The organism is Salmonella sp. GDC200615, assembly GCF_050574145.1.
GTDB classification, from domain to species: Bacteria; Pseudomonadota; Gammaproteobacteria; order Enterobacterales; family Enterobacteriaceae; genus Salmonella; species Salmonella enterica.
This window is the reverse complement of record NZ_CP192247.1, coordinates 3,782,591-3,804,162: the sequence shown is the minus strand read 5'-3', so window position 1 is coordinate 3,804,162 and position 21,572 is coordinate 3,782,591. Positions and strand designations below refer to the sequence as shown.

The window sequence follows — 21,572 nt, the reverse complement described above, 5'->3', positions numbered from 1 at the left end:
AGCGCTCATGGAGTTACGAAACACCGCGTTTCATCTGTTACGCCAACTTTTTCAGCAACATACCGCACGCTGGCAGCATGAACTACCGGAGCTCACCAAACCTCAATATGCGGTGATGCGCGTTATTGCTGAACATCCGGGTATTGAACAGGTCGATCTGACCGAAGCGGCGGTCAGCACTAAAGCGACGCTGGCGGAGATGTTAAGCCGGATGGAAAATCGTGGGCTGGTGAAGCGAGAAAACGATCCGCTGGATAAACGTCGGCGTTTTGTCTATCTCACCGTTCAGGGCCAAACGTTGCTCGCCGCCGCGATACCACTGGGGGATCGCGTTGACGATGAGTTTTTGGGGCGACTGAGCGCTGAAGAACGCGAACAGTTTACGCAACTGGTACGCAAGATGATGACGTAAGCGGCTTGCGCCGTTTTGCTATTGTTTGGCCATCAGCAGTGAGATATCCACTTTGGCCAGCGCCCGAATTGCGCTTTCCGGCAGGCCGTCATCGGTGACGATTTGGTTGAATTCCGCCAGCGGTAACGCCAGCCATGTAGCGACCTGGCCGTATTTGGTCGCGTCGCACACCAGAATTTTTTGGCGGCTGGCTCTGGCGACGGCCCGTTTCACCGTGACTTTATCTTCTGCCGGCGTTGAAATACCGCGCACGCTCCAGGAAGAGGCGGAAATAAAGGCCTGGTCAATCATCAACCCACGCAAAAGCGTCGCCGCGGCTTCACCGACGCACGACCGGTTTTCCCGGCATACCGCCCCGCCAGTGTGAATAATTGTGCAATCGCTATTGTCCATCAGGTAATCGGCGATAACGAAATCATTGGTCACCACCGTAAGTTTATTCATCGTAACCAGCTGCCTGGCGATCGCCAGCGTGGTAGTACCTGCATCAAGGTAGATACAGCTTTCTGGCTGTACCAGGCTGGCGGCCAGTTTGCCAATCGCCGCTTTCTGCGGCGTCGCCAGTTCGGTTTTGATCTGATGCGAGGGTTCGTGCGCCACGCGAGTCGATGATTGCACGCCGCCAGAGACCTGGATTACCGCGCCTTGCTGCTCCAGTTTTTGTAAATCACGGCGGATAGTCATGTGGGATACATGCATGCGCTCGGTCAGTTCAGCGATACTGACGATGCCTTTCTCCGCCACCATATCAAGAATGATTTGTCGACGCTCAGTAGGTATCAACGTCTGCTCCTTTCTTTAGTCCTGTCGCGATTTTACGCGATTTCTCGTCACAGCGTGTGAAGTTCTATGAGGATTGCCTTCACAAAAAATAACATATTTTGTTATTTTTTGTGAAACAACTCACCGCAATTGTTTACAAAAACGCCTATATTCACATAGCAAAACATAATATCACGTAAATTAACATGGAGTGATAATGACAACAGGAGCTGATTTTCATGTCGGCATTGTGGGGCTTGGCTCAATGGGAATGGGCGCTGCGCGTTCATGCCTGCGCGCCGGGCTTTCCACATGGGGGGCCGATCTTAACCCGCAAGCGTGCGCGAATCTGCTCGCTGAAGGGGATTGTGGGGCTGCCGCCAGCGCCAGGGAGTTCGCCGGCGTCGTGGATGCGTTAGTCATTCTGGTCGTCAATGCCGCCCAGGTCAGACAGGTGTTATTCGGTGAGGATGGCGTCGCCCATCTGATGAAACCCGGAAGCGCGGTGATGGTTTCGTCTACGATCTCAAGCGCCGACGCGCAAGAGATCGCCGCGGCGTTGACGGCATTGAATCTTAACATGCTGGATGCGCCTGTTTCCGGCGGCGCGGTAAAAGCGGCGCAGGGCGAAATGACGGTGATGGCCTCCGGGAGCGAGGCGGCGTTTACCCGCCTGAAGCCTGTGCTGGACGCCGTTGCCAGCAACGTTTATCGCATCAGCGATACGCCGGGCGCAGGCTCAACCGTCAAAATCATTCATCAGCTGCTGGCTGGCGTGCATATTGCGGCGGCGGCCGAAGCGATGGCGCTGGCCGCGCGGGCTGGTATTCCTCTGGACGTGATGTATGACGTCGTGACCCATGCCGCCGGCAACTCCTGGATGTTCGAAAACCGTATGCAGCATGTCGTTGACGGCGACTATACCCCGCGTTCGGCCGTCGACATTTTTGTCAAAGATTTGGGGCTGGTTGCCGACACGGCGAAAGCGCTGCGCTTCCCCTTACCGCTGGCCTCTACGGCGTTAAATATGTTCACCAGAGCCAGTAACGCCGGTTATGGCAAAGAGGATGACAGCGCTGTGATCAAAATTTTCTCAGGGATTACTCTGCCTGGCGTCACGCCTGAGGAGCCGTCATGTTAAAAATTGGCGTCATTGCCGACGATTTTACCGGCGCGACTGACATCGCCAGTTTTCTGGTCGAAAACGGGATGCCGACAGTGCAGATCAATGATGTCCCAACCGGGACGCAACCGGAAGGGTGCGACGCGGTGGTTATCAGCCTGAAAACCCGCTCATGCCCGGCGCAAGAGGCGATAAAACAATCGCTGGCGGCGCTGGTATGGCTGAAAAAACAGGGCTGCCAGCAAGTCTATTTCAAATATTGCTCGACTTTCGATAGTACCGCCGAAGGCAATATCGGCCCGGTCACCGATGCGCTGATGGTGGCGATGGATACCTCATTTACCGTGATTTCTCCCGCGCTGCCGGTTAACGGACGCACGGTTTATCAGGGCTATCTGTTTGTCATGAACCACTTGCTGGCGGAGTCCGGTATGCGCCACCACCCAATCAATCCGATGACCGACAGCTACCTGCCGCGTCTGATGGAAGCGCAGGCGCAAGGGCGCTGCGGCGTTATTCCGGCTCAGACGCTTGATGAAGGCGTTGCCGCGACCCGTGCGGCGCTGTCGCGTTTACAGCAGGAAGGATATCGCTACGCAGTACTTGACGCGCTCAATGAGCGGCACCTGGAAATCCAGGGCGAGGTTTTGCGTGATGCTCCGCTGGTGACCGGCGGTTCTGGGCTGGCAATGGGGCTGGCGCGTCAGTGGGCGAAGCACGGCGTTTCTCAGGCCCGTTCCGCAGGCTATCCGCTGAGCGGCCGCGCGGTGGTGCTTTCCGGTTCCTGTTCGCAAATGACGAATCAGCAGGTGGCTTTCTATCGACAACATGCTCCCACACGCGACGTTGATGTGGCGCGCTGCCTGTCATCCGAGACGCGCGAGGCCTACGCTGAAGCGCTGGCGCAGTGGGTGCTCAGTCAGGACAGCGAACTGGCGCCAATGATTAGCGCCACCGCCTCCACGCAGGCGCTGGCCGCCATCCAGCAGCAATATGGCGCTACCGAAGCCAGCCATGCGGTAGAGGCGCTCTTTTCCCTGCTGGCTGCTCGCTTAGCGGAAGGCGGTATCACCCGGTTTATTGTGGCGGGCGGCGAAACCTCGGGCGTGGTGACGCAAAGCCTCGGTATTACCGGTTTTCACATCGGACCGTGCATTTCACCCGGCGTGCCGTGGGTCAACGCGCTCCATGCGCCAGTCTCGCTGGCGCTAAAGTCAGGTAATTTTGGCGATGAATCCTTTTTCATCCGCGCTCAAAGGGAGTTTCAGGTATGACGACACTGGCAAAAGAAGAGCACGCTTTGCGAGAAGAGATGGTCAGGATAGCCGCCTCGTTTTTCCAGCGCGGCTATGCCACCGGCTCGGCAGGCAACCTCTCGCTGTTACTGCCGGACGGCAATATTCTGGCGACGCCCACCGGTTCGTGTCTGGGTAATCTCGACCCGCAGCGGCTATCCAAAGTGGACCCGCAGGGCGAATGGCTCAGCGGCGATAAACCGTCTAAAGAGGTGCGTTTTCATCTGGCGTTGTATCGCAATAACCCTTGCTGCAAGGCCGTGGTACATCTGCACAGCACCTGGTCAACGGCGCTTTCCTGTCTCGAAGGGCTGGACCCGCAAAATGTGATTCGCCCGTTTACCCCCTATGTGGTGATGCGGATGGGCGACATTCCGCTGGTTCCCTACTATCGCCCGGGGGATGACCGAATTGCCCGCGATTTGGCTGCGCTGGCGGCCCGGCATCAGGCCTTTTTACTGGCTAATCATGGGCCGGTCGTGTGCGGGGAGAATTTGCAGGAAGCCGCTAATAATACCGAGGAGCTGGAAGAGACGGCAAAGCTGATTTTTATCCTTGGCGAACGCCCGATTCGTTATTTAACCACCGAAGAAATTACGCAGTTAAGGAGATAACCCGATGCCGCGTTTTGCCGCCAATTTGTCGATGATGTTTACCGAAGTGCCGTTTATCGAGCGTTTTGCCGCCGCTGCCGAAGCCGGTTTTCAGGCCGTTGAGTTTCTGTTCCCCTACGGCTTTGCCGCCAGCGAGATTAAAGCCCAGCTATCGCGTCATGATCTGACGCTGGCGCTGTTTAATACTTCGGCGGGCGATACCGCGGCGGGCGAGTGGGGACGTGCCGCGCTACCGGGGCGCGAACACGACGCGCGCGCCGATATTGAACTGGCTCTGGAATACGCTCTGGCGCTGGAATGCGAGCAGGTTCACATCATGGCGGGCGTAGTGCAGGATGGCGCTGATGGCGCACGTTATCGCGCCACGTTTATCGATAATTTGCGTTATGCCGCCGACCGGTTTGCCGCCCACGATAAACGTATTTTGATCGAAGCGCTGAGTCCCGGCGTTAAACCCGGCTACCTCTTTTCCAGCCAATATCAGGCGCTGGGCATCGCAGAAGAGGTTGACCGCCCGAATGTGTTCATCCAGCTCGACACTTTCCACGCGCAAAAAGTGGATGGCAATTTGAGTCACCTGATTCGCGAGTACGCGGGCCGCTATGCCCATGTACAAATCGCCTCGCTACCGGACAGACATGAACCGGATGATGGCGAGATCAACTACCCGTGGCTGTTCCGGCTGTTCGATGACGTAGGTTATCGCGGCTGGATAGGCTGCGAATACCAACCACGGAATACCACTCAGGACGGGCTTGGCTGGTTTAACGCCTGGCGCTAACCCTGAACTACCCTACACAACAATAAAGAGGACATCCGGATGCAGATTATCATTACCGGCGGGGGCGGCTTTTTAGGCCAGAAACTCGCAAGCGCCTTATTAAACTCATCGCTGGCGTTTAACGAACTGCTTCTTGTTGATTTAAAAATGCCTGCACGGTTATCAGATTCCCCTCGTTTACGCTGCCTGGAAGCTGACTTAACCCAGCCGGGCGTGCTGGAGAATGTGATTACCGCTAATACCTCTGTTGTTTATCATCTCGCTGCGATTGTCAGCAGCCATGCGGAAGACGATTTCGATCTGGGATGGAAAGTTAACCTGGATCTTACACGCCAGTTACTTGAGACGTGTCGTCGACAACCGCAGAAAATTCGTTTTGTCTTCTCCAGCTCGCTTGCCGTTTATGGCGGTACGCTGCCGGAATGCGTCACCGATACCACCGCGCTCACGCCGCGCTCGTCTTATGGCGCGCAGAAAGCCGCCTGTGAACTGTTGGTCAACGATTATACCCGCAAAGGCTATGTGGATGGGCTGGCGCTGAGTTTGCCGACGATCTGTGTTCGCCCGGGTAAACCAAACCGCGCCGCTTCTTCTTTTGTCAGCGCGATTATTCGTGAACCGTTGCAGGGCGAGACGACCGTCTGCCCGGTGTCGGAAAGTTTGCGGCTGTGGATTTCCAGCCCGGCGACGGTGATCCATAACCTGTCGCTGGCCGCAACGTTACCCGCGCCTGGCGAGGCGAGCAGCATCAACTTACCCGGGATCAGCGTAACCGTGGGCGAGATGCTGGAAACGTTGCGTCAGGCGGGCGGCCAGGCGGCGCGCGATCGGGTTACGCATCAGCGCGATGAAGGCGTCGAGAAAATTGTCGCCTCCTGGCCGGGACGTATCGATAACCAGCGTGCGCTGGCGTTAGGTTTTGTCGCCGATAAACGCTTCGATGACATTATTGAACGCTTTCGACAAGATGATATGGAGGGGAGGTCATGACAAGTTTACCGACCCCAATTATTGGCCTGATCGTTGCCGTTTTCGTGCTGGTATGGCTGGTGTTACGCACCCGTGTTCATGCGCTGATCGCGATGCTGGCGGCGGCCTGCATCGCCGGTCTGTTGGGGGGAATGGGCATTGATAAAACGCTCTCTGTCATCACCAGCGGATTCGGTACGACGCTGGGCAGCATTGGCCTGGTGATTGGTCTCGGCGTAATGATGGGGCGCTTGCTGGAGGTTTCCGGCGCGGCGGAGCGTATCGCCTGGAGCTTTATCAAATGGCTGGGGAAACGCCGTGAAGAGTGGGCGCTGGCGGCAGTTTGTGCAGCAGTACCGCGCAGAGTGGCGCTTTCCTGACTATTGCTCGCCGGGACATGCCTGACGCCAGCGCGCTATGGAATCTTAATCGTCAGATCAGCTTTTTCCTTGGCGCGACGCTGTTGACGCTGCTGTTAAATGCGTTCCAGCGCGTTATGTCGCTTGAGGTTGCTTATCGCTGGACCTTTATTGCCGCCGCCGGTATCACCCTGCTGCCCCTTATTTACGCTGTCTGTCTGAACAATAGACAGGCGCTTCTGTGCCTGAAAAAGGAAAGACCATGAATCCATATAAAGAAGAAATTATTCACGCCCATGCGGCGATTGAGAACTGGCTTAGTAAGGGGATGGGTAGCCTGGAGGCGTTGATAGCGCGTTTCGCTGTTGATTTTACGATGATAACGCCAGGAGGTATTTGTCTGGATTATCCGGCGCTGGGCGCTTTTTTCCAGGCGCAGCGCGCGTGTCGCCCGGGGATGGTTATCGTGGTTGAGCACATTGACCTTGTGGCGGAGTGGCCGGAAGGCGCCGCGCTGCGTTATCGCGAGCGACAGCAACTGCCGGGCCAGGCTGAGACGGTACGCTGGTCGACGGTCATTTTAAAAAGGGAAAGAGGACGGATAGTCTGGCGTCATTTACATGAAACGACAGCCACAGCCTGAAAAGCCTGTGCCGGCGCGTGGGCCCGATAACGCGGCGCTATCGGGCCCGACACGTTTACACCAGACTTTTCAGCCGATAGATCCACTCCAGCGCCTGGCGTGGCGTCAGGGAGTCCGGATCGAGATTCTCCAGCGCTTCAACGGCAGGCGATGTCTCCTCCGGGGCGGCAAGCAACGACATTTGCGTGCCGTCCACCTGCGTTGCCGCCGCATTGGGCGAGATGCTCTCCAGCTCGCGGAGTTTTTGGCGCGCGCGTTTGATGACTTCTTTAGGGACGCCCGCAAGCGCCGCGACCGCCAGGCCATAGCTCTTACTTGCCGCGCCGTCCTGCACGCTGTGCATAAACGCGATAGTATCGCCGTGTTCCAGCGCATCCAGGTGGACGTTCGCCACGCCTTCCATTTTCTCCGGTAATTGGGTCAGCTCGAAGTAGTGGGTAGCGAACAGCGTTAACGCTTTAATCTTATTCGCGAGATTCTCCGCGCAGGCCCAGGCCAACGACAGCCCGTCATACGTAGAGGTACCGCGCCCGATTTCATCCATCAATACCAGACTGTTTTCCGTGGCATTATGCAGAATGTTCGCGGTTTCGGTCATCTCCACCATAAAGGTCGAACGCCCGGAAGCCAGGTCGTCCGCTGCGCCGACGCGGGTAAAAATACGGTCGATGGGGCCGATTTCCACGTTTTGCGCCGGAACGTAACTGCCAATATAGGCCAGCAGGGCGATCAATGCCGTTTGTCGCATATAGGTACTTTTACCGCCCATATTGGGGCCGGTAATGATCAACATCCGGCGCTGCGGCGACAGATTGAGCGGGTTAGCGATAAACGGCTCATTCAGTACCTGTTCAACCACCGGGTGGCGACCTTCGGTAATACGGATACCGGGTTTATCGGTAAATGTCGGGCAGGTGTAATTCAGCGTCCAGGCGCGTTCGGCCAGGTTAACCAGCACATCCAGTTCCGCCAGCGCGTTGGCGCTCTGCTGTAAATCGGCCAGATGCGGCAACAGCAGATCAAACAATTCGTCATATAGCTGTTTTTCCAGCGCCAGCGCTTTGCCTTTCGAGGTCAGAACTTTATCTTCATACTCTTTTAGCTCAGGAATAATGTAGCGTTCGGCATTTTTCAGCGTCTGGCGACGCACATAATTGATGGGCGCCAGATGGCTTTGACCACGGCTAATCTGAATGTAATAACCATGTACCGCGTTATAGCCGACTTTCAGCGTATCCAGCCCGGTACGCTCGCGTTCGCGAATTTCCAGACGATCGAGATAATCGGTGGCGCCATCCGCCAGCGCGCGCCATTCGTCCAGCTCTTCATGGTAGCCGGGCGCAATAACGCCGCCGTCGCGGACCAGTACCGGCGGCGCGTCAATAATGGCGCGTTCCAGGAGGTCGCGCAGCTCGGCGAAATCGCCCATTTTTTTACGCAACGCCTGTACCGGCGCGCTGTCAACGGTTTCAAGCTGAGCGTGCAATTCCGGCAGCTGCTGGAAGGCGTGACGCATTCGGGCGAGATCGCGCGGACGCGCGGTGCGCAGCGCCAGACGCGCAAGGATACGCTCCAGATCGCCGACCTGACGCAGCACCGGTTGCAGTTCGCTGACGGTGTCCTGCAAGGCGCCGATGGTCTGCTGGCGCTCACGTAATATGTCGGTATTTCGTACCGGCATATGCAGCCAGCGTTTAAGCATTCGGCTACCCATAGGCGTCACGGTACAGTCAAGCACCGCGGCGAGGGTATTTTCGACACCGCCGGCCAGGTTCTGGGTAATTTCCAGATTGCGGCGGGTCGCGGCATCCATAATGATGCTGTCCTGCTGGCGTTCCATCGTAATGGAACGAATATGCGGCAGGGAGGTGCGCTGGGTATCTTTTACGTACTGTAACAGGCAGCCTGCCGCACATAATCCACGCGAGGCATTTTCGACGCCGAAACCGACCAGATCCCGCGTACCGAATTGCAGATTTAACTGCTGGCGGGCGGTATCAATCTCAAACTCCCACAACGGGCGACGGCGCAGACCCCGGCGTCCCTCTATTAACGCCATTTCAGCAAAATCTTCGGCATACAACAGTTCGGCGGGATTGGTGCGCTGCAGCTCTGCGGCCATCGTTTCACGGTCGGCGGGTTCGCTCAGACGAAAGCGCCCGGAGCTGATATCCAGCGTGGCGTAACCGTAGCCTTTACCATCCTGCCAGATAGCCGCCAGCAGGTTATCCTGACGCTCCTGTAACAGGGCTTCATCGCTGATAGTGCCAGGCGTAACGATACGCACGACCTTACGTTCAACGGGACCTTTGCTGGTGGCCGGATCGCCAATCTGTTCGCAAATAGCGACGGATTCGCCCTGATTGACCAGTTTCGCGAGGTAGTTTTCTACGGCGTGGTGCGGGATACCCGCCATAGGGATAGGTTCGCCAGCCGATGCGCCGCGTTTGGTCAGCGAAATATCGAGCAACTGCGACGCACGCTTTGCGTCGTCATAAAACAGCTCGTAAAAGTCTCCCATACGATAAAAGAGCAGGATCTCCGGATGCTGGGCTTTCAGCTTGAGATACTGCTGCATCATGGGGGTGTGGTTGGAGAAGTCCTTATCAAATGACTCATTCATATTGATTTTACTCGTTTTTTATTCTTTCAAGTGCTCATGTGGCCCCAGGTAAAACCCTTATAAACTCACATAAACCCATAAATTTGTAGCTCACCTGTAGCCTAAAATGTGACAGGTTACATTCTCATCATTCCTGGACTACAACAGGGGTGATACTTTGAAAACAACTCTCAGCCAGCCTTTCATTATCAACAAGTTAAGTATCAATGTTAAGTCTGCACTCAGTCGCTCTGGAAAAATCGTTTTCGAAGCTAACCCAGCTCAAAAACTCTACATTGTTTTCGATGACCACAGAGAAGCTCCTGCTGGTTTCGGGGTAAAAGCCAGTTTGACGAAAAAAACCTACGTAATCCAGCGAAGAGTAGCCTCGTCAGATCGTAATGTCAGTGAGGGTAGGAAGCCAAGTTCTGTCTTGAAAGTAAAAGTTGGAAATGTGTTCGATTTTCCAAATATTGACGAAACAAGGCAAGTAGCCAGGCAATTAGTTCAGACCATGCTCGCAACAAAGAGAAATCCCAACAAAATTAAGAGGGGAGCGGATGCTTCCGAACTCAAAATGAGACTGTAATTAAAATTGTGTAATTGCCTGATTTTGATATGTTCGATTCAACATTAAAAGCTGGTTGCTTTATGGACGAAAAACAGTTGCAGGCTCTGGCTAATGCACTGGCCAAAATCTCAAAATACCTGAAGATCTCAGCCCGTTCGATCGTCTGCTGAAGAAAAACCAGACCCGCATTTCCGGCATAGATAACCAACATGCTATCAAAAGCGTACGGTGTTTCCGACGGACGAGTCAGTGAAAAAGGTCGTGTGACTGGCAATTCAGGCCGACATCCGAAAATGGACAATGTCGCTAAGGGACTGGCTCATGACAACGAGTCGCTTTATTATCACGCTAGGGTTCGGTAGCCGCCTGGACGTTCACTTCTGAGAAAGGCATTTACACCGAATGGTGTATAGGCTCGTGGTTGGTCTTCGGTGAGAGGCAGGATGTCTCTCATTAATCTCCGGGAGCGTACAATAGTTGCTCCGGCAGCCTGAAGGATGAAGTGTATATAACCTAAAACATAACGGATATAGCTTCCTTACTCAACCTGACGTAATACGCCGACAGTAAAATCAGGGATACCATACCATCATGGAAAGTCGTCAATACACCCGGCATCTTTCGCTTTCGGAGCTGAAATGGTTTGCTATCGGGATCGGTTTTTTTATTCTCAGCATAGCAACAGCCACCGTGAATTATCGGCTTTCCGGTATATCGCTACTGGTGGGCCTGTTGTTTATCATCTGGAAATTCAGCGTCACAGTTCTGTTTCTGTTTACGCCGCGCAGGATGACGTTAACCGAAACCGCGTTGCAGGCCGGGCATCGTGTTATCCATTACGATGCGCTTGAATCAATGCGTCTGCTCCACCAATCCGACAAACTCATCTTGCGCCACAGTGGCGGCAAGAAGTACGTCATCTACCTTGATTTCTGGAACGATGGCAACGGAATTTACGACCGACTGGCTGCTGAACTTGTCCGGCGACACGGTTCTGCGCTGGGGGCGCGCCTCGCCGCCGATGGACGTCTTAAATTCGGCAAAGTGACCGCGCTGGCGGATCGGCTTGAACACAAAAACCGGGCGGTGCCGTATGCGCAGATCGCCAGTATTCGCACCCAGCGCGAGGAGGGGGCTGGCAGTTCAATGAGCTATCTGATGATTAGCACCGCTACGGGCCGGATCTGCAAAATCGACCGCTCCACTATCGTCAATGAGCCGCTGCTGCTCAACTTTCTTTCCCAGCGTTTACCCGCCTGACGACATTTTTATACAAGGATGAATCAATGGAACTGTACGTATCAAAAACCAGCCAGCAAAACATGCCTGTGGAGTTCAATATCTATTATTCCAGATCTAAAACGTTGGTTGGTATTGTGTTCTGGATTTGTATGATGGGAGTTTTTATTGCTCTGGCGGTGAGTATGGCCACCGATCCCGAGGAGCCCAAAACTGGCGGTGCCGTCTTTATGGGGCTTATTTGTTGCGGCAGTCTGTTATTTATTGTGCGCCTGGCTCGCTCATTTTTAAGCGCGGCAAAGCCGGCAGTCACCATCAGTCGTGAAGGTATTCGCTTCTGTAATGGCAAATTCGCGGCTTGGACAAATATCGCCGAAAACACCTGGCATTCACAGAGCATTAACTTCATCCCGGCCGCCGCCGGTATTAAGATTGTGTTGCATGAAGGCAAGCCGATCCATTTCGCCACCACGGTTATTGCGCTTTCTTCCGATAGGTATCTTGAGATGTGCGATCTTTACTCGTCTCAGGCGCTCGGGTAACTACCTGCGTCGGATTACGGCTTCGTTTTTTTGGCCTGCGATCTTAATGCTGAAATGGGCAGAAAAACGCGAAATTTAGACGCTATTACGAATGGGCAATGGTACTTATTGAAGGCTATATCATTGCCCATAATGCAGGGAGGGTTAATATGCTATGATAGAATTCTATGTTTGAATATATATCCTCAGAATACAAAATAAAGTAACGCTATCGTTGCGTATATTACATAATTCTATTTCCAGATTACTTTATTTTAAAAAAAGACAGATTGCCTGAACAGAAAGAACCTGTGTCAATGTAGATTTGATTGGCGAATGTTGTTGTGTAGTCAACAATCATATGGCCGAAGATGAAAGTATCCGCACCGCGTATTGGATGGATATTCCCCTGTAACGAACCAAGCAGACGATCGCGTGACCATAGAACGCTATCAATATCAACTTGCTTCCCATAATCGTAGCTGTCATCTGGATAATCGGCATGGGCAATCACGTACTTCTTTGAGGACGTTTCAACCTTTATGATGTGAGGACGCTGCTTAAAAGTTAGTAATAGCTCAGTGGCTTCTTGCCTGTCTTTTTCGGTGACCGAGTCGTACCAGTAACCACCGTTTACATACCAGAAATTGCCATCCTGTGTTTCAAAAGCGTCAAGCGCCATAGCTTCATGATTACCCACTACAGAAATAAACCATGGGGTATTTAACAGTCTCAGTGTTTCAAGGTTTTCTTTTCCTCGATCAATGTTATCTCCAGTGGAGATCAAGAGATCGGTATCAGGAGAGAAATTTAATTGAGCCAGTCTGGTTAACAATAAGGAGTAACATCCATGAATATCACCAACGACCCAAATGTGGCGATAGAGATCGCTGTTGATGTCAGCATAACGGATTAATTCCATGATGTTCTTATAGCACAATTTTGGAGGCTGGTATTATAACAAAGAAGTAGGGTAATATTAATTTTTATTGTTTAAAATACACAGTTATTAAAATAGCCTACAAGCTAGAAATGAACAGAGAATATATATTTTATGAATTGGTTAATTAAAGTAGACGATGTGCTTGAAAGATGCACGATTTCTTGCGCAACACTTTATTGATTAATTGCAAAGGCATACTTTCCCATTCAGCGGAAACTCTATCCCGAAGGGGCTTTGTTGAATAAATAGAACTTTCAGGAGATTGGCGGATCTAATCGTTACTGTCGTTTCAGCATCGGGTTCCGATGGCAAAGCAAAAGTTTAAAATCAACATCGGAGCGGCAGCAATGAGGTCTGGAAAAGAAAGTGGGCTATCACCGTCGTTCAGTAGTGGAAACAGCGATGTTCCGTATCAAAACCTTGCTGGGCGGCCATCTGAGCCTGCGGAACTATGACGCGCAGGTGGGTGAAGCGATGGCGATGGTCAAAGCGCTGAACCGGATGACGTTGTTGGCAATGCCGTCCAGCGTCAGGCTCGTATAACGAGTGCTCCGGTGGGAGTCCTGTATCCTTATCGTTGGCCGATTCTGAATTATTCAACAAAGCCTCATGTTGTCATAACCTACCAGATGCAGATAAAGCAGCATAAAGCGTTTTAAACGACAGCAACAAGGAAAGGGGTTGATCGTTTAATGGTACTGCGCCAAATCCTTTGTACCAGTCGCAGGCCTGTTTATTTTTGGCATCAATAAGTAGGGCTACGCCACCGACCTGCAAAGCCGCCTGTATGCAACGCTTTCCGGCAGATAACAAAAGTTGTGCTCCCAGCCCTTGCCCCTGCATAGATTTGTCTACGGCTAAACGACCCAGACGAAACACTGGCACATCGTATCTCCCTAATCCTTTGCTGATTGCGCCGGGAACCTGTGCATATATCAGTGATGCAGGACTGACTGAGTAAAAGCCGTGGATACGTGTAACATCCGAATTATCAAGCGCAACATAGGTTTTCGTTGTCCCTTTCTCATGATTTTGTCGTGCATGGCGTTGCAGGAATTGGTTCAGATCGGCATCCCCACAATCAAAATTCATTCGATTGTGGGTTTTCCCTATCGCGGCCTCATGCCAGTCTGTAAACATCATTTCTTCATGTCCGGCAGGGCGAAAGCAGCGGCAAGAAGCTTTTCATTCGGCGCTGGCGGGTTATCTAAAATTTCCATGATCATTTGAGTATCGCGCTCCGTCAGATATACCCGTTCGGCGGCATCAACAATCTTCTGTGCGACAGGTAGTACGTTACTGACCACAAAATCCGTCAGGTTGGTTTGCTGGATTGCCGCAGCGCGGACTATCAACTTTTTGGCATCCGTCGATACACGCAACGACAGCCTTTCGTTAGATTCTATAGCTATCTGAGGCATGGTTTTCATCCTCCTGTTTATGAACAATATGTACAATTATAATACATATATGTACGCTTTCAAGGTGTACATATGAGGCTGATATAGTCCAGGCATGGCAAGAAGGTCGTTCACTGTCTTTAAACAGGGGATTAACTTCGGTTTATCGCGATTGCATTACTTTAATCTCACTGATTACGTATCATCAGGGAGTTTGCTAAATATATTCATGATTCTCTTTTTTGCCGTAACTGCTTGATTGATCCTACCCGCGTAATAGGGACACAACCCTAAGCGGCGGACATCTTCTGCTCACGTTCAGAAGAAGAGAGCTGAGTTTGCTGTTTGCTTCGCCAGCTGTAGATCTGTGATTTATACAGGTTAAGCTCGCGGGTGGCAGCGGCCACCCCAATGCGTTCCGCCAGTTTCAGGGCTTTCAGGCGTGTGCTGCTTGCGTGGCTTATTGGTGGTTGATGCTGGTTTTGTCATGTGAGTCACCTCTTGCTTGAGCGTTTACTCACTTAGTTGTGTGTCCACTATTGCTTGGTAAGTTCAAAAGAACGTTATCCGCGAAAAGTGGATGGGGTATCGTAAGAATGCCAACATGTGGGGCAAGAGGGGGATGTCAGTTTATCGCGATATACGAGACGATAGTTTGTCAGTATAAGTTTCGGCTATTTTCCCGAGTTTGGGAGGCAGTTCTTTATCACAAATAAAAAAAGCAGCAGCGAGGTGCTGCTGTATCAAAAAGCAGATTGATAAATGCAACGTAAGAGACAAATGGCCAACCGTAAAAGTGACCATAGCTATAATAATTATATTGATATTAAGTGGCAATGCAAAATATGGTCTTAATTATATCATGATGAGTTCAGCCAACGGTGATATGGCCTTATAAGGCTTGAAGTCTTTCATGGGCAGCAAGTAACGTCTGATATATGCTTAAATTCTTACTTCCGGGTTCAAGAAGAACTTTTTTAAATTCGGTCATGAGTTGCTCTTCATCTTCTTTCGAACGCATGTATTGTGGATGTTCCTGGAAGAAGGTGAGCGCCTGCTCTTTGGTTTGTTTATATTTTTCGCAAAAAATGCTTGAGCTGATTGCGCTATTTTTTGATGCGGAATTATCAGCGTTCTGGTTTGATAATGATTTATTCTTCGCAAGGTCTGACGGCACATACGGAAGAGACTGACACTCATCAATACTATTTGCGTTGGCCAGTTGCTCTTTCTGAGCGCCAGGTTGCTGTACCGGTTTGCTCACGGAGGAAGGGAGGGGCACCTGGGCACAGCCGATCAGTAAAAAGACAGGAAGACAGCTATAAAATTTTTTCATATTAACTCCAACTACAGAAGAATGAGGCGCAATGTTTTTACACAACCGTCAGAATGTTATCTGACAATAGTGATAAGAGGCGAATGCGTTTCAGGAATGCTAGCAAAAAAAACTCCTGATATAAATAATTAATTCTCCATCCAGATGACAATATCTGAATTTTTGCTGCTGCAGAACAATAAGCCAGAATTTATACACTATGAGCTAATTTTCTATTTTAAATCAGCAAGCACTGTGCAAGTTGGCCAATTTAATTAGCGGGCGGCATCAGTTTCATAATGATTGCATCAGGATTTTGCCACCCGCTCCCGGTATTGTTTACATATTAAAATGATTTTTAACTGGTGCTGACAACTATGCTAAATACGCAGGAAGTACTTAAAGAAGGAGAGAAGCGGAAAATCCGCAGCCCGGAAGCATGGTTTATACAGACGTGTTCCGCGCAAAAGCTGCATATGTCATTTTCTGAAAGCCGACACAATGAAAATTGCCTGATTCAGGAAGGCGCGCTGCTTTTTTGCGAGCAGGCCGTTGTCGCACCAGTATCAGGAGACCTGGTTTTTCGACCGTTAAAAATTGAAGTACTCAGCAAATTACTGGCATTTATCGATGGCGCAGGATTAGTGGACACGACATATGCTGAATCCGATAAATGGGTTTTGCTGAGTCCTGAGTTTCGCGCTATTTGGCAAGATCGTAAACGCTGCGAGTACTGGTTTTTGCAGCAAATTATTACGCCTTCTCCGGCCTTCAATAAGGTACTGGCGCTGTTACGAAAAAGCGAGAGTTACTGGTTGGTTGGCTATTTACTCGCTCAGTCAACCAGCGGCAACACGATGAGAATGCTGGGAGAAGACTATGGCGTTTCTTATACCCATTTTCGTCGTTTGTGCAGCAGAGCGTTGGGCGGAAAAGCGAAGAGTGAATTACGAAACTGGCGTATGGCGCAATCGCTGCTGAATAGTGTAGAAGGCCACGAGAACATCACCCAATTAGCCGTTAATCATGGTTACTCATCGCCTTCACATTTTTCTAGTGAGATCAAAGAGCTGATCGGCGTTTCGCCGCGGAAATTATCAAATATTATTCAATTGGCAGACAAATGAAGACACATATTCTTTTGGCCAGAGTGCTGGCATGTGCCGCGCTTGTTCTGGTTACACCTGGTTATTCTAGTGAAAAAATACCTGTAACGGGAAGTGGGTTTGTTGCGAAAGACGATAGCCTGCGGACATTTTTCGATGCCATGGCGCTACAGCTAAAGGAGCCTGTCATTGTTAGCAAAATGGCGGCACGAAAAAAAATTACGGGCAACTTTGAGTTTCACGATCCTAACGCATTACTGGAGAAGCTTTCCCTACAACTGGGGCTGATTTGGTATTTCGATGGGCAGGCTATCTATATTTATGACGCCAGTGAAATGCGCAATGCCGTGGTTTCTTTACGCAACGTCTCACTCAATGAGTTCAACAATTTTCTAAAACGCTCAGGTTTATATAACAAAAATTACCCGCTACGTGGCGATAACCGTAAAGGAACATTCTATGTTTCAGGGCCACCCGTCTATGTTGATATGGTGGTCAACGCCGCCACCATGATGGACAAGCAAAACGATGGTATTGAGCTGGGACGTCAGAAAATAGGGGTGATGCGTCTGAACAATACCTTCGTGGGCGATCGTACCTATAATCTGCGCGATCAGAAAATGGTTATCCCCGGTATTGCCACGGCCATTGAAAGGTTGTTGCAGGGAGAAGAGCAACCTTTAGGTAATATTGTCAGTAGCGAACCCCCGGCGATGCCAGCGTTTTCAGCGAATGGAGAAAAAGGTAAAGCAGCAAATTATGCCGGTGGCATGAGTCTGCAGGAAGCTTTAAAGCAAAATGCCGCGGCGGGCAATATTAAAATCGTGGCCTATCCGGATACCAACAGTTTGTTAGTAAAGGGAACGGCTGAGCAGGTGAATTTTATCGAAATGCTGGTTAAAGCGCTGGATGTCGCCAAACGTCACGTAGAATTATCCCTGTGGATTGTCGATCTTAATAAAAGCGATCTGGAGCGTTTGGGCACTTCATGGAGCGGCAGCATTACTATTGGGGACAAACTTGGCGTGTCATTAAACCAGTCTTCAATAAGTACCCTCGATGGCAGTCGATTCATCGCCGCGGTCAATGCGTTAGAAGAGAAGAAACAGGCGACGGTGGTTTCACGCCCGGTATTACTGACCCAGGAAAATGTTCCCGCTATTTTTGATAACAACAGAACGTTTTACACCAAGCTGATTGGGGAACGTAATGTGGCGCTTGAGCATGTAACATACGGAACAATGATCCGAGTGCTGCCCCGTTTTTCCGCAGATGGTCAGATAGAAATGTCGCTGGACATTGAAGATGGCAACGATAAGACGCCGCAATCCGATACTACCACCTCCGTAGATGCGTTACCCGAAGTCGGGCGAACGTTAATTAGCACTATTGCGAGAGTGCCGCACGGAAAAAGTTTGCTGGTCGGTGGTTATACACGGGATGCAAATACCGATACTGTCCAAAGTATTCCGTTTTTAGGCAAATTACCGCTTATTGGTAGCCTGTTCCGCTATTCCAGTAAGAATAAAAGTAATGTTGTTCGTGTGTTCATGATTGAACCAAAAGAAATTGTCGACCCGTTAACGCCGGATGCCAGCGAATCGGTAAACAATATTCTGAAGCAAAGCGGTGCCTGGAGTGGGGACGATAAGTTACAGAAATGGGTTCGTGTTTATCTGGATAGAGGTCAGGAGGCAATTAAATGATTCCTGGCTCAACCTCCGGTATTTCATTTTCCAGAATATTGTCCCGGCAGACATCTCATCAGGATGCGACCCAGCATACTGATGCGCAACAGGCGGAAATACAACAGGCCGCAGAGGATTCGTCTCCAGGGGCGGAAGTACAAAAATTTGTCCAGTCGACGGACGAAATGTCAGCGGCGCTGGCGCAATTTCGTAACCGTCGCGATTATGAAAAAAAATCCAGTAATTTATCTAACAGTTTTGAACGCGTGCTGGAAGATGAGGCTTTACCGAAGGCGAAGCAAATCTTAAAGCTAATTAGCGTACATGGCGGCGCGTTAGAAGATTTTTTACGTCAGGCGCGTAGCTTATTTCCTGACCCCAGTGATTTAGTCCTTGTGTTACGCGAATTGCTTCGTCGTAAAGACCTGGAAGAGATCGTGCGGAAAAAGCTGGAGTCGTTACTTAAGCACGTTGAAGAGCAAACCGATCCGAAGACCCTCAAGGCAGGGATTAATTGTGCGTTGAAGGCCCGGCTTTTTGGGAAAACATTATCGTTAAAACCAGGCTTATTGCGCGCCAGCTATCGGCAATTTATCCAGAGTGAATCACATGAAGTGGAGATTTACTCTGACTGGATAGCCAGTTATGGCTATCAACGTCGACTGGTGGTACTGGATTTTATTGAGGGTTCGCTATTAACCGATATTGACGCGAATGACGCCAGTTGTTCGCGCCTGGAGTTTGGCCAGCTTTTACGACGCCTGACGCAACTTAAAATGTTGCGCTCCGCTGACCTACTGTTTGTGAGTACATTGTTGTCGTATTCGTTTACCAAAGCGTTTAATGCGGAGGAGTCGTCGTGGCTACTACTGATGCTTTCGCTATTGCAACAGCCACATGAAGTGGATTCGCTGTTAGCCGATATTATAGGTTTGAATGCGTTATTGCTTAGTCATAAAGAACATGCATCCTTTTTGCAGATATTTTATCAAGTATGTAAAGCCATACCCTCTTCACTCTTTTATGAAGAATATTGGCAGGAAGAATTGTTAATGGCGTTACGTAGTATGACCGATATTGCCTACAAGCATGAAATGGCAGAACAGCGTCGTACTATTGAAAAGCTGTCTTAATTTAATATTAACAGGATACCTATAGTGCTGCTTTCTCTACTTAACAGTGCTCGTTTACGACCTGAATTACTGATTCTGGTACTAATGGTGATGATCATTTCTATGTTCGTCATTCCATTACCTACCTATCTGGTTGATTTCCTGATCGCACTGAATATCGTACTGGCGATATTGGTGTTTATGGGGTCGTTCTACATTGACAGAATCCTCAGTTTTTCAACGTTTCCTGCGGTACTGTTAATTACCACGCTCTTTCGTCTGGCATTATCGATCAGTACCAGCCGTCTTATCTTGATTGAAGCCGATGCCGGTGAAATTATCGCCACGTTCGGGCAATTCGTTATTGGCGATAGCCTGGCGGTGGGTTTTGTTGTCTTCTCTATTGTCACCGTGGTCCAGTTTATCGTTATTACCAAAGGTTCAGAACGCGTCGCGGAAGTCGCGGCCCGATTTTCTCTGGATGGTATGCCCGGTAAACAGATGAGTATTGATGCCGATTTGAAGGCCGGTATTATTGATGCGGATGCTGCGCGCGAACGGCGAAGCGTACTGGAAAGGGAAAGCCAGCTTTACGGTTCCTTTGACGGTGCGATGAAGTTTATCAAAGGTGACGCTATTGCCGGCATCATTATTATCTTTGTGAACTTTATTGGCGGTATTTCGGTGGGGATGACCCGCCATGGTATGGATTTGTCCTCCGCTCTGTCTACTTATACCATGCTGACCATTGGTGATGGTCTTGTCGCCCAGATCCCCGCATTGTTGATTGCGATTAGTGCCGGTTTTATCGTGACTCGCGTAAATGGCGATAGCGATAATATGGGGCGGAATATCATGACGCAGCTGTTGAACAACCCATTTGTATTGGTTGTTACGGCTATTTTGACCATTTCAATGGGAACTCTGCCGGGATTCCCGCTGCCGGTATTTGTTATTTTATCGGTGGTTTTAAGCGTACTCTTCTATTTTAAATTCCGTGAAGCAAAACGTAGCGCCGCCAAACCTAAAACCAGCAAAGGCGAGCAGCCGCTTAGTATTGAGGAAAAAGAAGGGTCGTCGTTGGGACTGATTGGCGATCTCGATAAAGTCTCTACAGAGACCGTACCGTTGATATTACTTGTGCCGAAGAGCCGGCGTGAAGATCTGGAAAAAGCTCAACTTGCGGAGCGTCTACGTAGTCAGTTCTTTATTGATTATGGCGTGCGCCTGCCGGAAGTATTGTTACGCGATGGCGAGGGCCTGGACGATAACAGCATCGTATTGTTGATTAATGAGATCCGTGTTGAACAATTTACGGTCTATTTTGATTTGATGCGAGTGGTAAATTATTCCGATGAAGTCGTGTCCTTTGGTATTAATCCAACAATCCATCAGCAAGGTAGCAGTCAGTATTTCTGGGTAACGCATGAAGAGGGGGAGAAACTCCGGGAGCTTGGCTATGTGTTGCGGAACGCGCTTGATGAGCTTTACCACTGTCTGGCGGTGACGCTGGCGCGCAACGTCAATGAATATTTCGGTATTCAGGAAACAAAACATATGCTGGACCAACTGGAAGCGAAATTTCCTGATTTACTTAAAGAAGTGCTCAGACATGCCACGGTACAACGTATATCTGAAGTTTTGCAGCGTTTATTAAGCGAACGTGTTTCCGTGCGTAATATGAAATTAATTATGGAAGCGCTCGCATTGTGGGCGCCAAGAGAAAAAGATGTCATTAACCTTGTAGAGCATATTCGTGGAGCAATGGCGCGTTATATTTGTCATAAATTCGCCAATGGCGGCGAATTACGAGCAGTAATGGTATCTGCTGAAGTTGAGGATGTTATTCGCAAAGGGATCCGTCAGACCTCTGGCAGTACCTTCCTCAGCCTTGACCCGGAAGCCTCCGCTAATTTGATGGATCTCATTACACTTAAGTTGGATGATTTATTGATTGCACATAAAGATCTTGTCCTCCTTACGTCTGTCGATGTCCGTCGATTTATTAAGAAAATGATTGAAGGTCGTTTTCCGGATCTGGAGGTTTTATCTTTCGGTGAGATAGCAGATAGCAAGTCAGTGAATGTTATAAAAACAATATAAGGGCTTAATTAAGG

General features: G+C 50.3%; 19 protein-coding genes and 5 pseudogenes. 17 read left to right on the top strand and 7 right to left on the bottom strand.

The genetic code is table 11. The features are described 5' to 3' along the window. Positions 1-7 precede the first annotated feature (7 nt). On the top strand, positions 8-412 hold the full coding sequence (locus tag ACQ29O_RS18445) for a MarR family winged helix-turn-helix transcriptional regulator (RefSeq protein WP_000423338.1): 405 nt from the start codon (positions 8-10) through the stop codon (positions 410-412). A gap of 18 nt (positions 413-430) precedes the next feature. On the opposite strand, the gene ygbI is transcribed toward ACQ29O_RS18445, so the two are convergent. Continuing rightward, complete coding sequence (gene ygbI, locus ACQ29O_RS18440) at positions 431-1,195, bottom strand: DNA-binding transcriptional repressor YgbI (protein ID WP_000613177.1); 765 nt, start codon at positions 1,193-1,195, stop codon at positions 431-433. Between the two features lie 196 nt (positions 1,196-1,391). Here ygbI and ltnD point away from each other — a divergent pair, with 196 nt between their 5' ends. The 8 genes and pseudogenes from ltnD to ACQ29O_RS18400 all read left to right on the top strand — a co-directional run bounded on the left by ltnD (position 1,392) and on the right by ACQ29O_RS18400 (position 6,958). Next, positions 1,392-2,315 (top strand): L-threonate dehydrogenase, encoded by a 924-nt coding sequence (gene ltnD, locus ACQ29O_RS18435; RefSeq protein ID WP_000206890.1) that lies wholly within the window; start codon positions 1,392-1,394, stop codon positions 2,313-2,315. After that, positions 2,309-3,571 carry a 3-oxo-tetronate kinase gene (otnK, locus tag ACQ29O_RS18430; RefSeq protein WP_000912497.1) on the top strand — a complete coding sequence of 421 codons (1,263 nt, stop codon included), beginning with the start codon at positions 2,309-2,311 and terminating at the stop codon, positions 3,569-3,571. The genes ltnD and otnK overlap by 7 nt, the downstream gene beginning before the upstream one ends. Further along, positions 3,568-4,206, top strand: coding sequence for an aldolase (locus ACQ29O_RS18425; protein WP_000209069.1), 639 nt, complete (start codon positions 3,568-3,570; stop codon positions 4,204-4,206). The genes otnK and ACQ29O_RS18425 overlap by 4 nt, the downstream gene beginning before the upstream one ends. 4 nt (positions 4,207-4,210) lie before the next feature. Beyond that, the gene (locus ACQ29O_RS18420) at positions 4,211-4,987 is read left to right on the top strand and encodes an HPr family phosphocarrier protein (RefSeq protein ID WP_001136902.1); all 777 of its coding nucleotides are present in this window, start codon (positions 4,211-4,213) and stop codon (positions 4,985-4,987) included. Positions 4,988-5,026: 39 nt separating this feature from the next. Beyond that, entirely contained in the window at positions 5,027-5,977 is a 951-nt protein-coding gene (gene denD, locus ACQ29O_RS18415) for a D-erythronate dehydrogenase (protein WP_001165736.1), read from the top strand. Then, a pseudogene (locus tag ACQ29O_RS18410) lies at positions 5,974-6,294 on the top strand (GntP family permease); the annotation flags it as partial. The gene denD and the pseudogene ACQ29O_RS18410, both read left to right, overlap by 4 nt. Continuing rightward, positions 6,282-6,581 (top strand): annotated as a pseudogene (locus ACQ29O_RS18405) (MFS transporter); the annotation flags it as partial. The pseudogenes ACQ29O_RS18410 and ACQ29O_RS18405, both read left to right, overlap by 13 nt. Next, complete coding sequence (locus ACQ29O_RS18400; protein ID WP_001070477.1) at positions 6,578-6,958, top strand: DUF4440 domain-containing protein; 381 nt, start codon at positions 6,578-6,580, stop codon at positions 6,956-6,958. The pseudogene ACQ29O_RS18405 and the gene ACQ29O_RS18400, both read left to right, overlap by 4 nt. Positions 6,959-7,013: 55 nt before the next feature. On the opposite strand, the gene mutS is transcribed toward ACQ29O_RS18400, so the two are convergent. Further along, a complete protein-coding gene (gene mutS, locus ACQ29O_RS18395; RefSeq protein WP_001005807.1) occupies positions 7,014-9,581 on the bottom strand; it encodes a DNA mismatch repair protein MutS in 2,568 nt (855 codons plus the stop codon). 157 nt (positions 9,582-9,738) lie between these two features. Here mutS and ACQ29O_RS18390 point away from each other — a divergent pair. The 3 genes and pseudogenes from ACQ29O_RS18390 to ACQ29O_RS18380 form a co-directional block, all read left to right on the top strand. Then, a pseudogene (locus ACQ29O_RS18390) lies at positions 9,739-10,137 on the top strand (cytoplasmic protein); the annotation flags it as partial. 585 nt (positions 10,138-10,722) lie between these two features. Then, the gene (locus ACQ29O_RS18385) at positions 10,723-11,391 is read left to right on the top strand and encodes a hypothetical protein (protein ID WP_000445914.1); all 669 of its coding nucleotides are present in this window, start codon (positions 10,723-10,725) and stop codon (positions 11,389-11,391) included. A gap of 26 nt (positions 11,392-11,417) precedes the next feature. After that, positions 11,418-11,912, top strand: a complete 495-nt coding sequence (locus tag ACQ29O_RS18380) for a hypothetical protein (RefSeq protein WP_000424949.1) — start codon at positions 11,418-11,420, stop codon at positions 11,910-11,912. Between the two features lie 244 nt (positions 11,913-12,156). On the opposite strand, the gene pphB is transcribed toward ACQ29O_RS18380, so the two are convergent. After that, positions 12,157-12,813, bottom strand: coding sequence for a protein-serine/threonine phosphatase (gene pphB, locus ACQ29O_RS18375; protein WP_000420455.1), 657 nt, complete (start codon positions 12,811-12,813; stop codon positions 12,157-12,159). A gap of 349 nt (positions 12,814-13,162) precedes the next feature. Here pphB and ACQ29O_RS18370 point away from each other — a divergent pair. Next, positions 13,163-13,377 (top strand): annotated as a pseudogene (locus ACQ29O_RS18370) (IS5/IS1182 family transposase); the annotation flags it as partial. Positions 13,378-13,449: 72 nt separating this feature from the next. Here the strand turns inward: ACQ29O_RS18370 and ACQ29O_RS18365 are convergent. The 4 genes and pseudogenes from ACQ29O_RS18365 to invH all read right to left on the bottom strand — a co-directional run bounded on the left by ACQ29O_RS18365 (position 13,450) and on the right by invH (position 15,570). Beyond that, on the bottom strand, positions 13,450-13,977 hold the full coding sequence (locus ACQ29O_RS18365) for a GNAT family N-acetyltransferase (RefSeq protein ID WP_000971654.1): 528 nt from the start codon (positions 13,975-13,977) through the stop codon (positions 13,450-13,452). Then, positions 13,974-14,264, bottom strand: coding sequence for a DUF1778 domain-containing protein (locus ACQ29O_RS18360; RefSeq protein ID WP_000855694.1), 291 nt, complete (start codon positions 14,262-14,264; stop codon positions 13,974-13,976). The genes ACQ29O_RS18365 and ACQ29O_RS18360 overlap by 4 nt, the downstream gene beginning before the upstream one ends. A gap of 269 nt (positions 14,265-14,533) precedes the next feature. Then, positions 14,534-14,723: pseudogene (locus ACQ29O_RS18355) on the bottom strand (IS3 family transposase); the annotation flags it as partial. Between the two features lie 403 nt (positions 14,724-15,126). Then, on the bottom strand, positions 15,127-15,570 hold the full coding sequence (gene invH / locus ACQ29O_RS18350; protein ID WP_000715096.1) for an SPI-1 type III secretion system invasion lipoprotein InvH: 444 nt from the start codon (positions 15,568-15,570) through the stop codon (positions 15,127-15,129). A 455-nt stretch (positions 15,571-16,025) separates the two neighbouring features. On the opposite strand from invH, the gene invF reads away from it, so the two are divergent. From invF to invA, 4 genes are read left to right on the top strand one after another with little or no spacing between them, the layout of a single operon-like run. Next, positions 16,026-16,676, top strand: a complete 651-nt coding sequence (gene invF, locus ACQ29O_RS18345) for a type III secretion system transcriptional activator InvF (RefSeq protein ID WP_001674874.1) — start codon at positions 16,026-16,028, stop codon at positions 16,674-16,676. After that, positions 16,673-18,361 (top strand): type III secretion system outer membrane ring protein InvG, encoded by a 1,689-nt coding sequence (invG, locus tag ACQ29O_RS18340; protein WP_000848115.1) that lies wholly within the window; start codon positions 16,673-16,675, stop codon positions 18,359-18,361. The genes invF and invG overlap by 4 nt, the downstream gene beginning before the upstream one ends. After that, positions 18,358-19,476, top strand: a complete 1,119-nt coding sequence (gene invE / locus ACQ29O_RS18335) for a type III secretion system gatekeeper InvE (protein WP_000612171.1) — start codon at positions 18,358-18,360, stop codon at positions 19,474-19,476. The genes invG and invE overlap by 4 nt, the downstream gene beginning before the upstream one ends. A 24-nt stretch (positions 19,477-19,500) precedes the next feature. Beyond that, positions 19,501-21,558 carry a type III secretion system export apparatus protein InvA gene (invA, locus tag ACQ29O_RS18330; protein WP_000927219.1) on the top strand — a complete coding sequence of 686 codons (2,058 nt, stop codon included), beginning with the start codon at positions 19,501-19,503 and terminating at the stop codon, positions 21,556-21,558. Positions 21,559-21,572: the final 14 nt, after the last annotated feature.

What these genes read in the sequence shown, in the direction of transcription:
- ACQ29O_RS18445 (WP_000423338.1), top strand. Translation starts at nt 8, where the DNA reads ATGGAGTTACGAAACACCGCGTTTCATCTGTTACGCCAACTTTTTCAG.
- ltnD (WP_000206890.1), top strand. Translation starts at nt 1,392, where the DNA reads ATGACAACAGGAGCTGATTTTCATGTCGGCATTGTGGGGCTTGGCTCA.
- otnK (WP_000912497.1), top strand. Translation starts at nt 2,309, where the DNA reads ATGTTAAAAATTGGCGTCATTGCCGACGATTTTACCGGCGCGACTGAC.
- ACQ29O_RS18425 (WP_000209069.1), top strand. Translation starts at nt 3,568, where the DNA reads ATGACGACACTGGCAAAAGAAGAGCACGCTTTGCGAGAAGAGATGGTC.
- ACQ29O_RS18420 (WP_001136902.1), top strand. Translation starts at nt 4,211, where the DNA reads ATGCCGCGTTTTGCCGCCAATTTGTCGATGATGTTTACCGAAGTGCCG.
- denD (WP_001165736.1), top strand. Translation starts at nt 5,027, where the DNA reads ATGCAGATTATCATTACCGGCGGGGGCGGCTTTTTAGGCCAGAAACTC.
- ACQ29O_RS18400 (WP_001070477.1), top strand. Translation starts at nt 6,578, where the DNA reads ATGAATCCATATAAAGAAGAAATTATTCACGCCCATGCGGCGATTGAG.
- mutS (WP_001005807.1), bottom strand. Translation starts at nt 9,581, where the DNA reads ATGAATGAGTCATTTGATAAGGACTTCTCCAACCACACCCCCATGATG.
- ACQ29O_RS18385 (WP_000445914.1), top strand. Translation starts at nt 10,723, where the DNA reads ATGGAAAGTCGTCAATACACCCGGCATCTTTCGCTTTCGGAGCTGAAA.
- ACQ29O_RS18380 (WP_000424949.1), top strand. Translation starts at nt 11,418, where the DNA reads ATGGAACTGTACGTATCAAAAACCAGCCAGCAAAACATGCCTGTGGAG.
- pphB (WP_000420455.1), bottom strand. Translation starts at nt 12,813, where the DNA reads ATGGAATTAATCCGTTATGCTGACATCAACAGCGATCTCTATCGCCAC.
- ACQ29O_RS18365 (WP_000971654.1), bottom strand. Translation starts at nt 13,977, where the DNA reads ATGATGTTTACAGACTGGCATGAGGCCGCGATAGGGAAAACCCACAAT.
- ACQ29O_RS18360 (WP_000855694.1), bottom strand. Translation starts at nt 14,264, where the DNA reads ATGAAAACCATGCCTCAGATAGCTATAGAATCTAACGAAAGGCTGTCG.
- invH (WP_000715096.1), bottom strand. Translation starts at nt 15,570, where the DNA reads ATGAAAAAATTTTATAGCTGTCTTCCTGTCTTTTTACTGATCGGCTGT.
- invF (WP_001674874.1), top strand. Translation starts at nt 16,026, where the DNA reads ATGTCATTTTCTGAAAGCCGACACAATGAAAATTGCCTGATTCAGGAA.
- invG (WP_000848115.1), top strand. Translation starts at nt 16,673, where the DNA reads ATGAAGACACATATTCTTTTGGCCAGAGTGCTGGCATGTGCCGCGCTT.
- invE (WP_000612171.1), top strand. Translation starts at nt 18,358, where the DNA reads ATGATTCCTGGCTCAACCTCCGGTATTTCATTTTCCAGAATATTGTCC.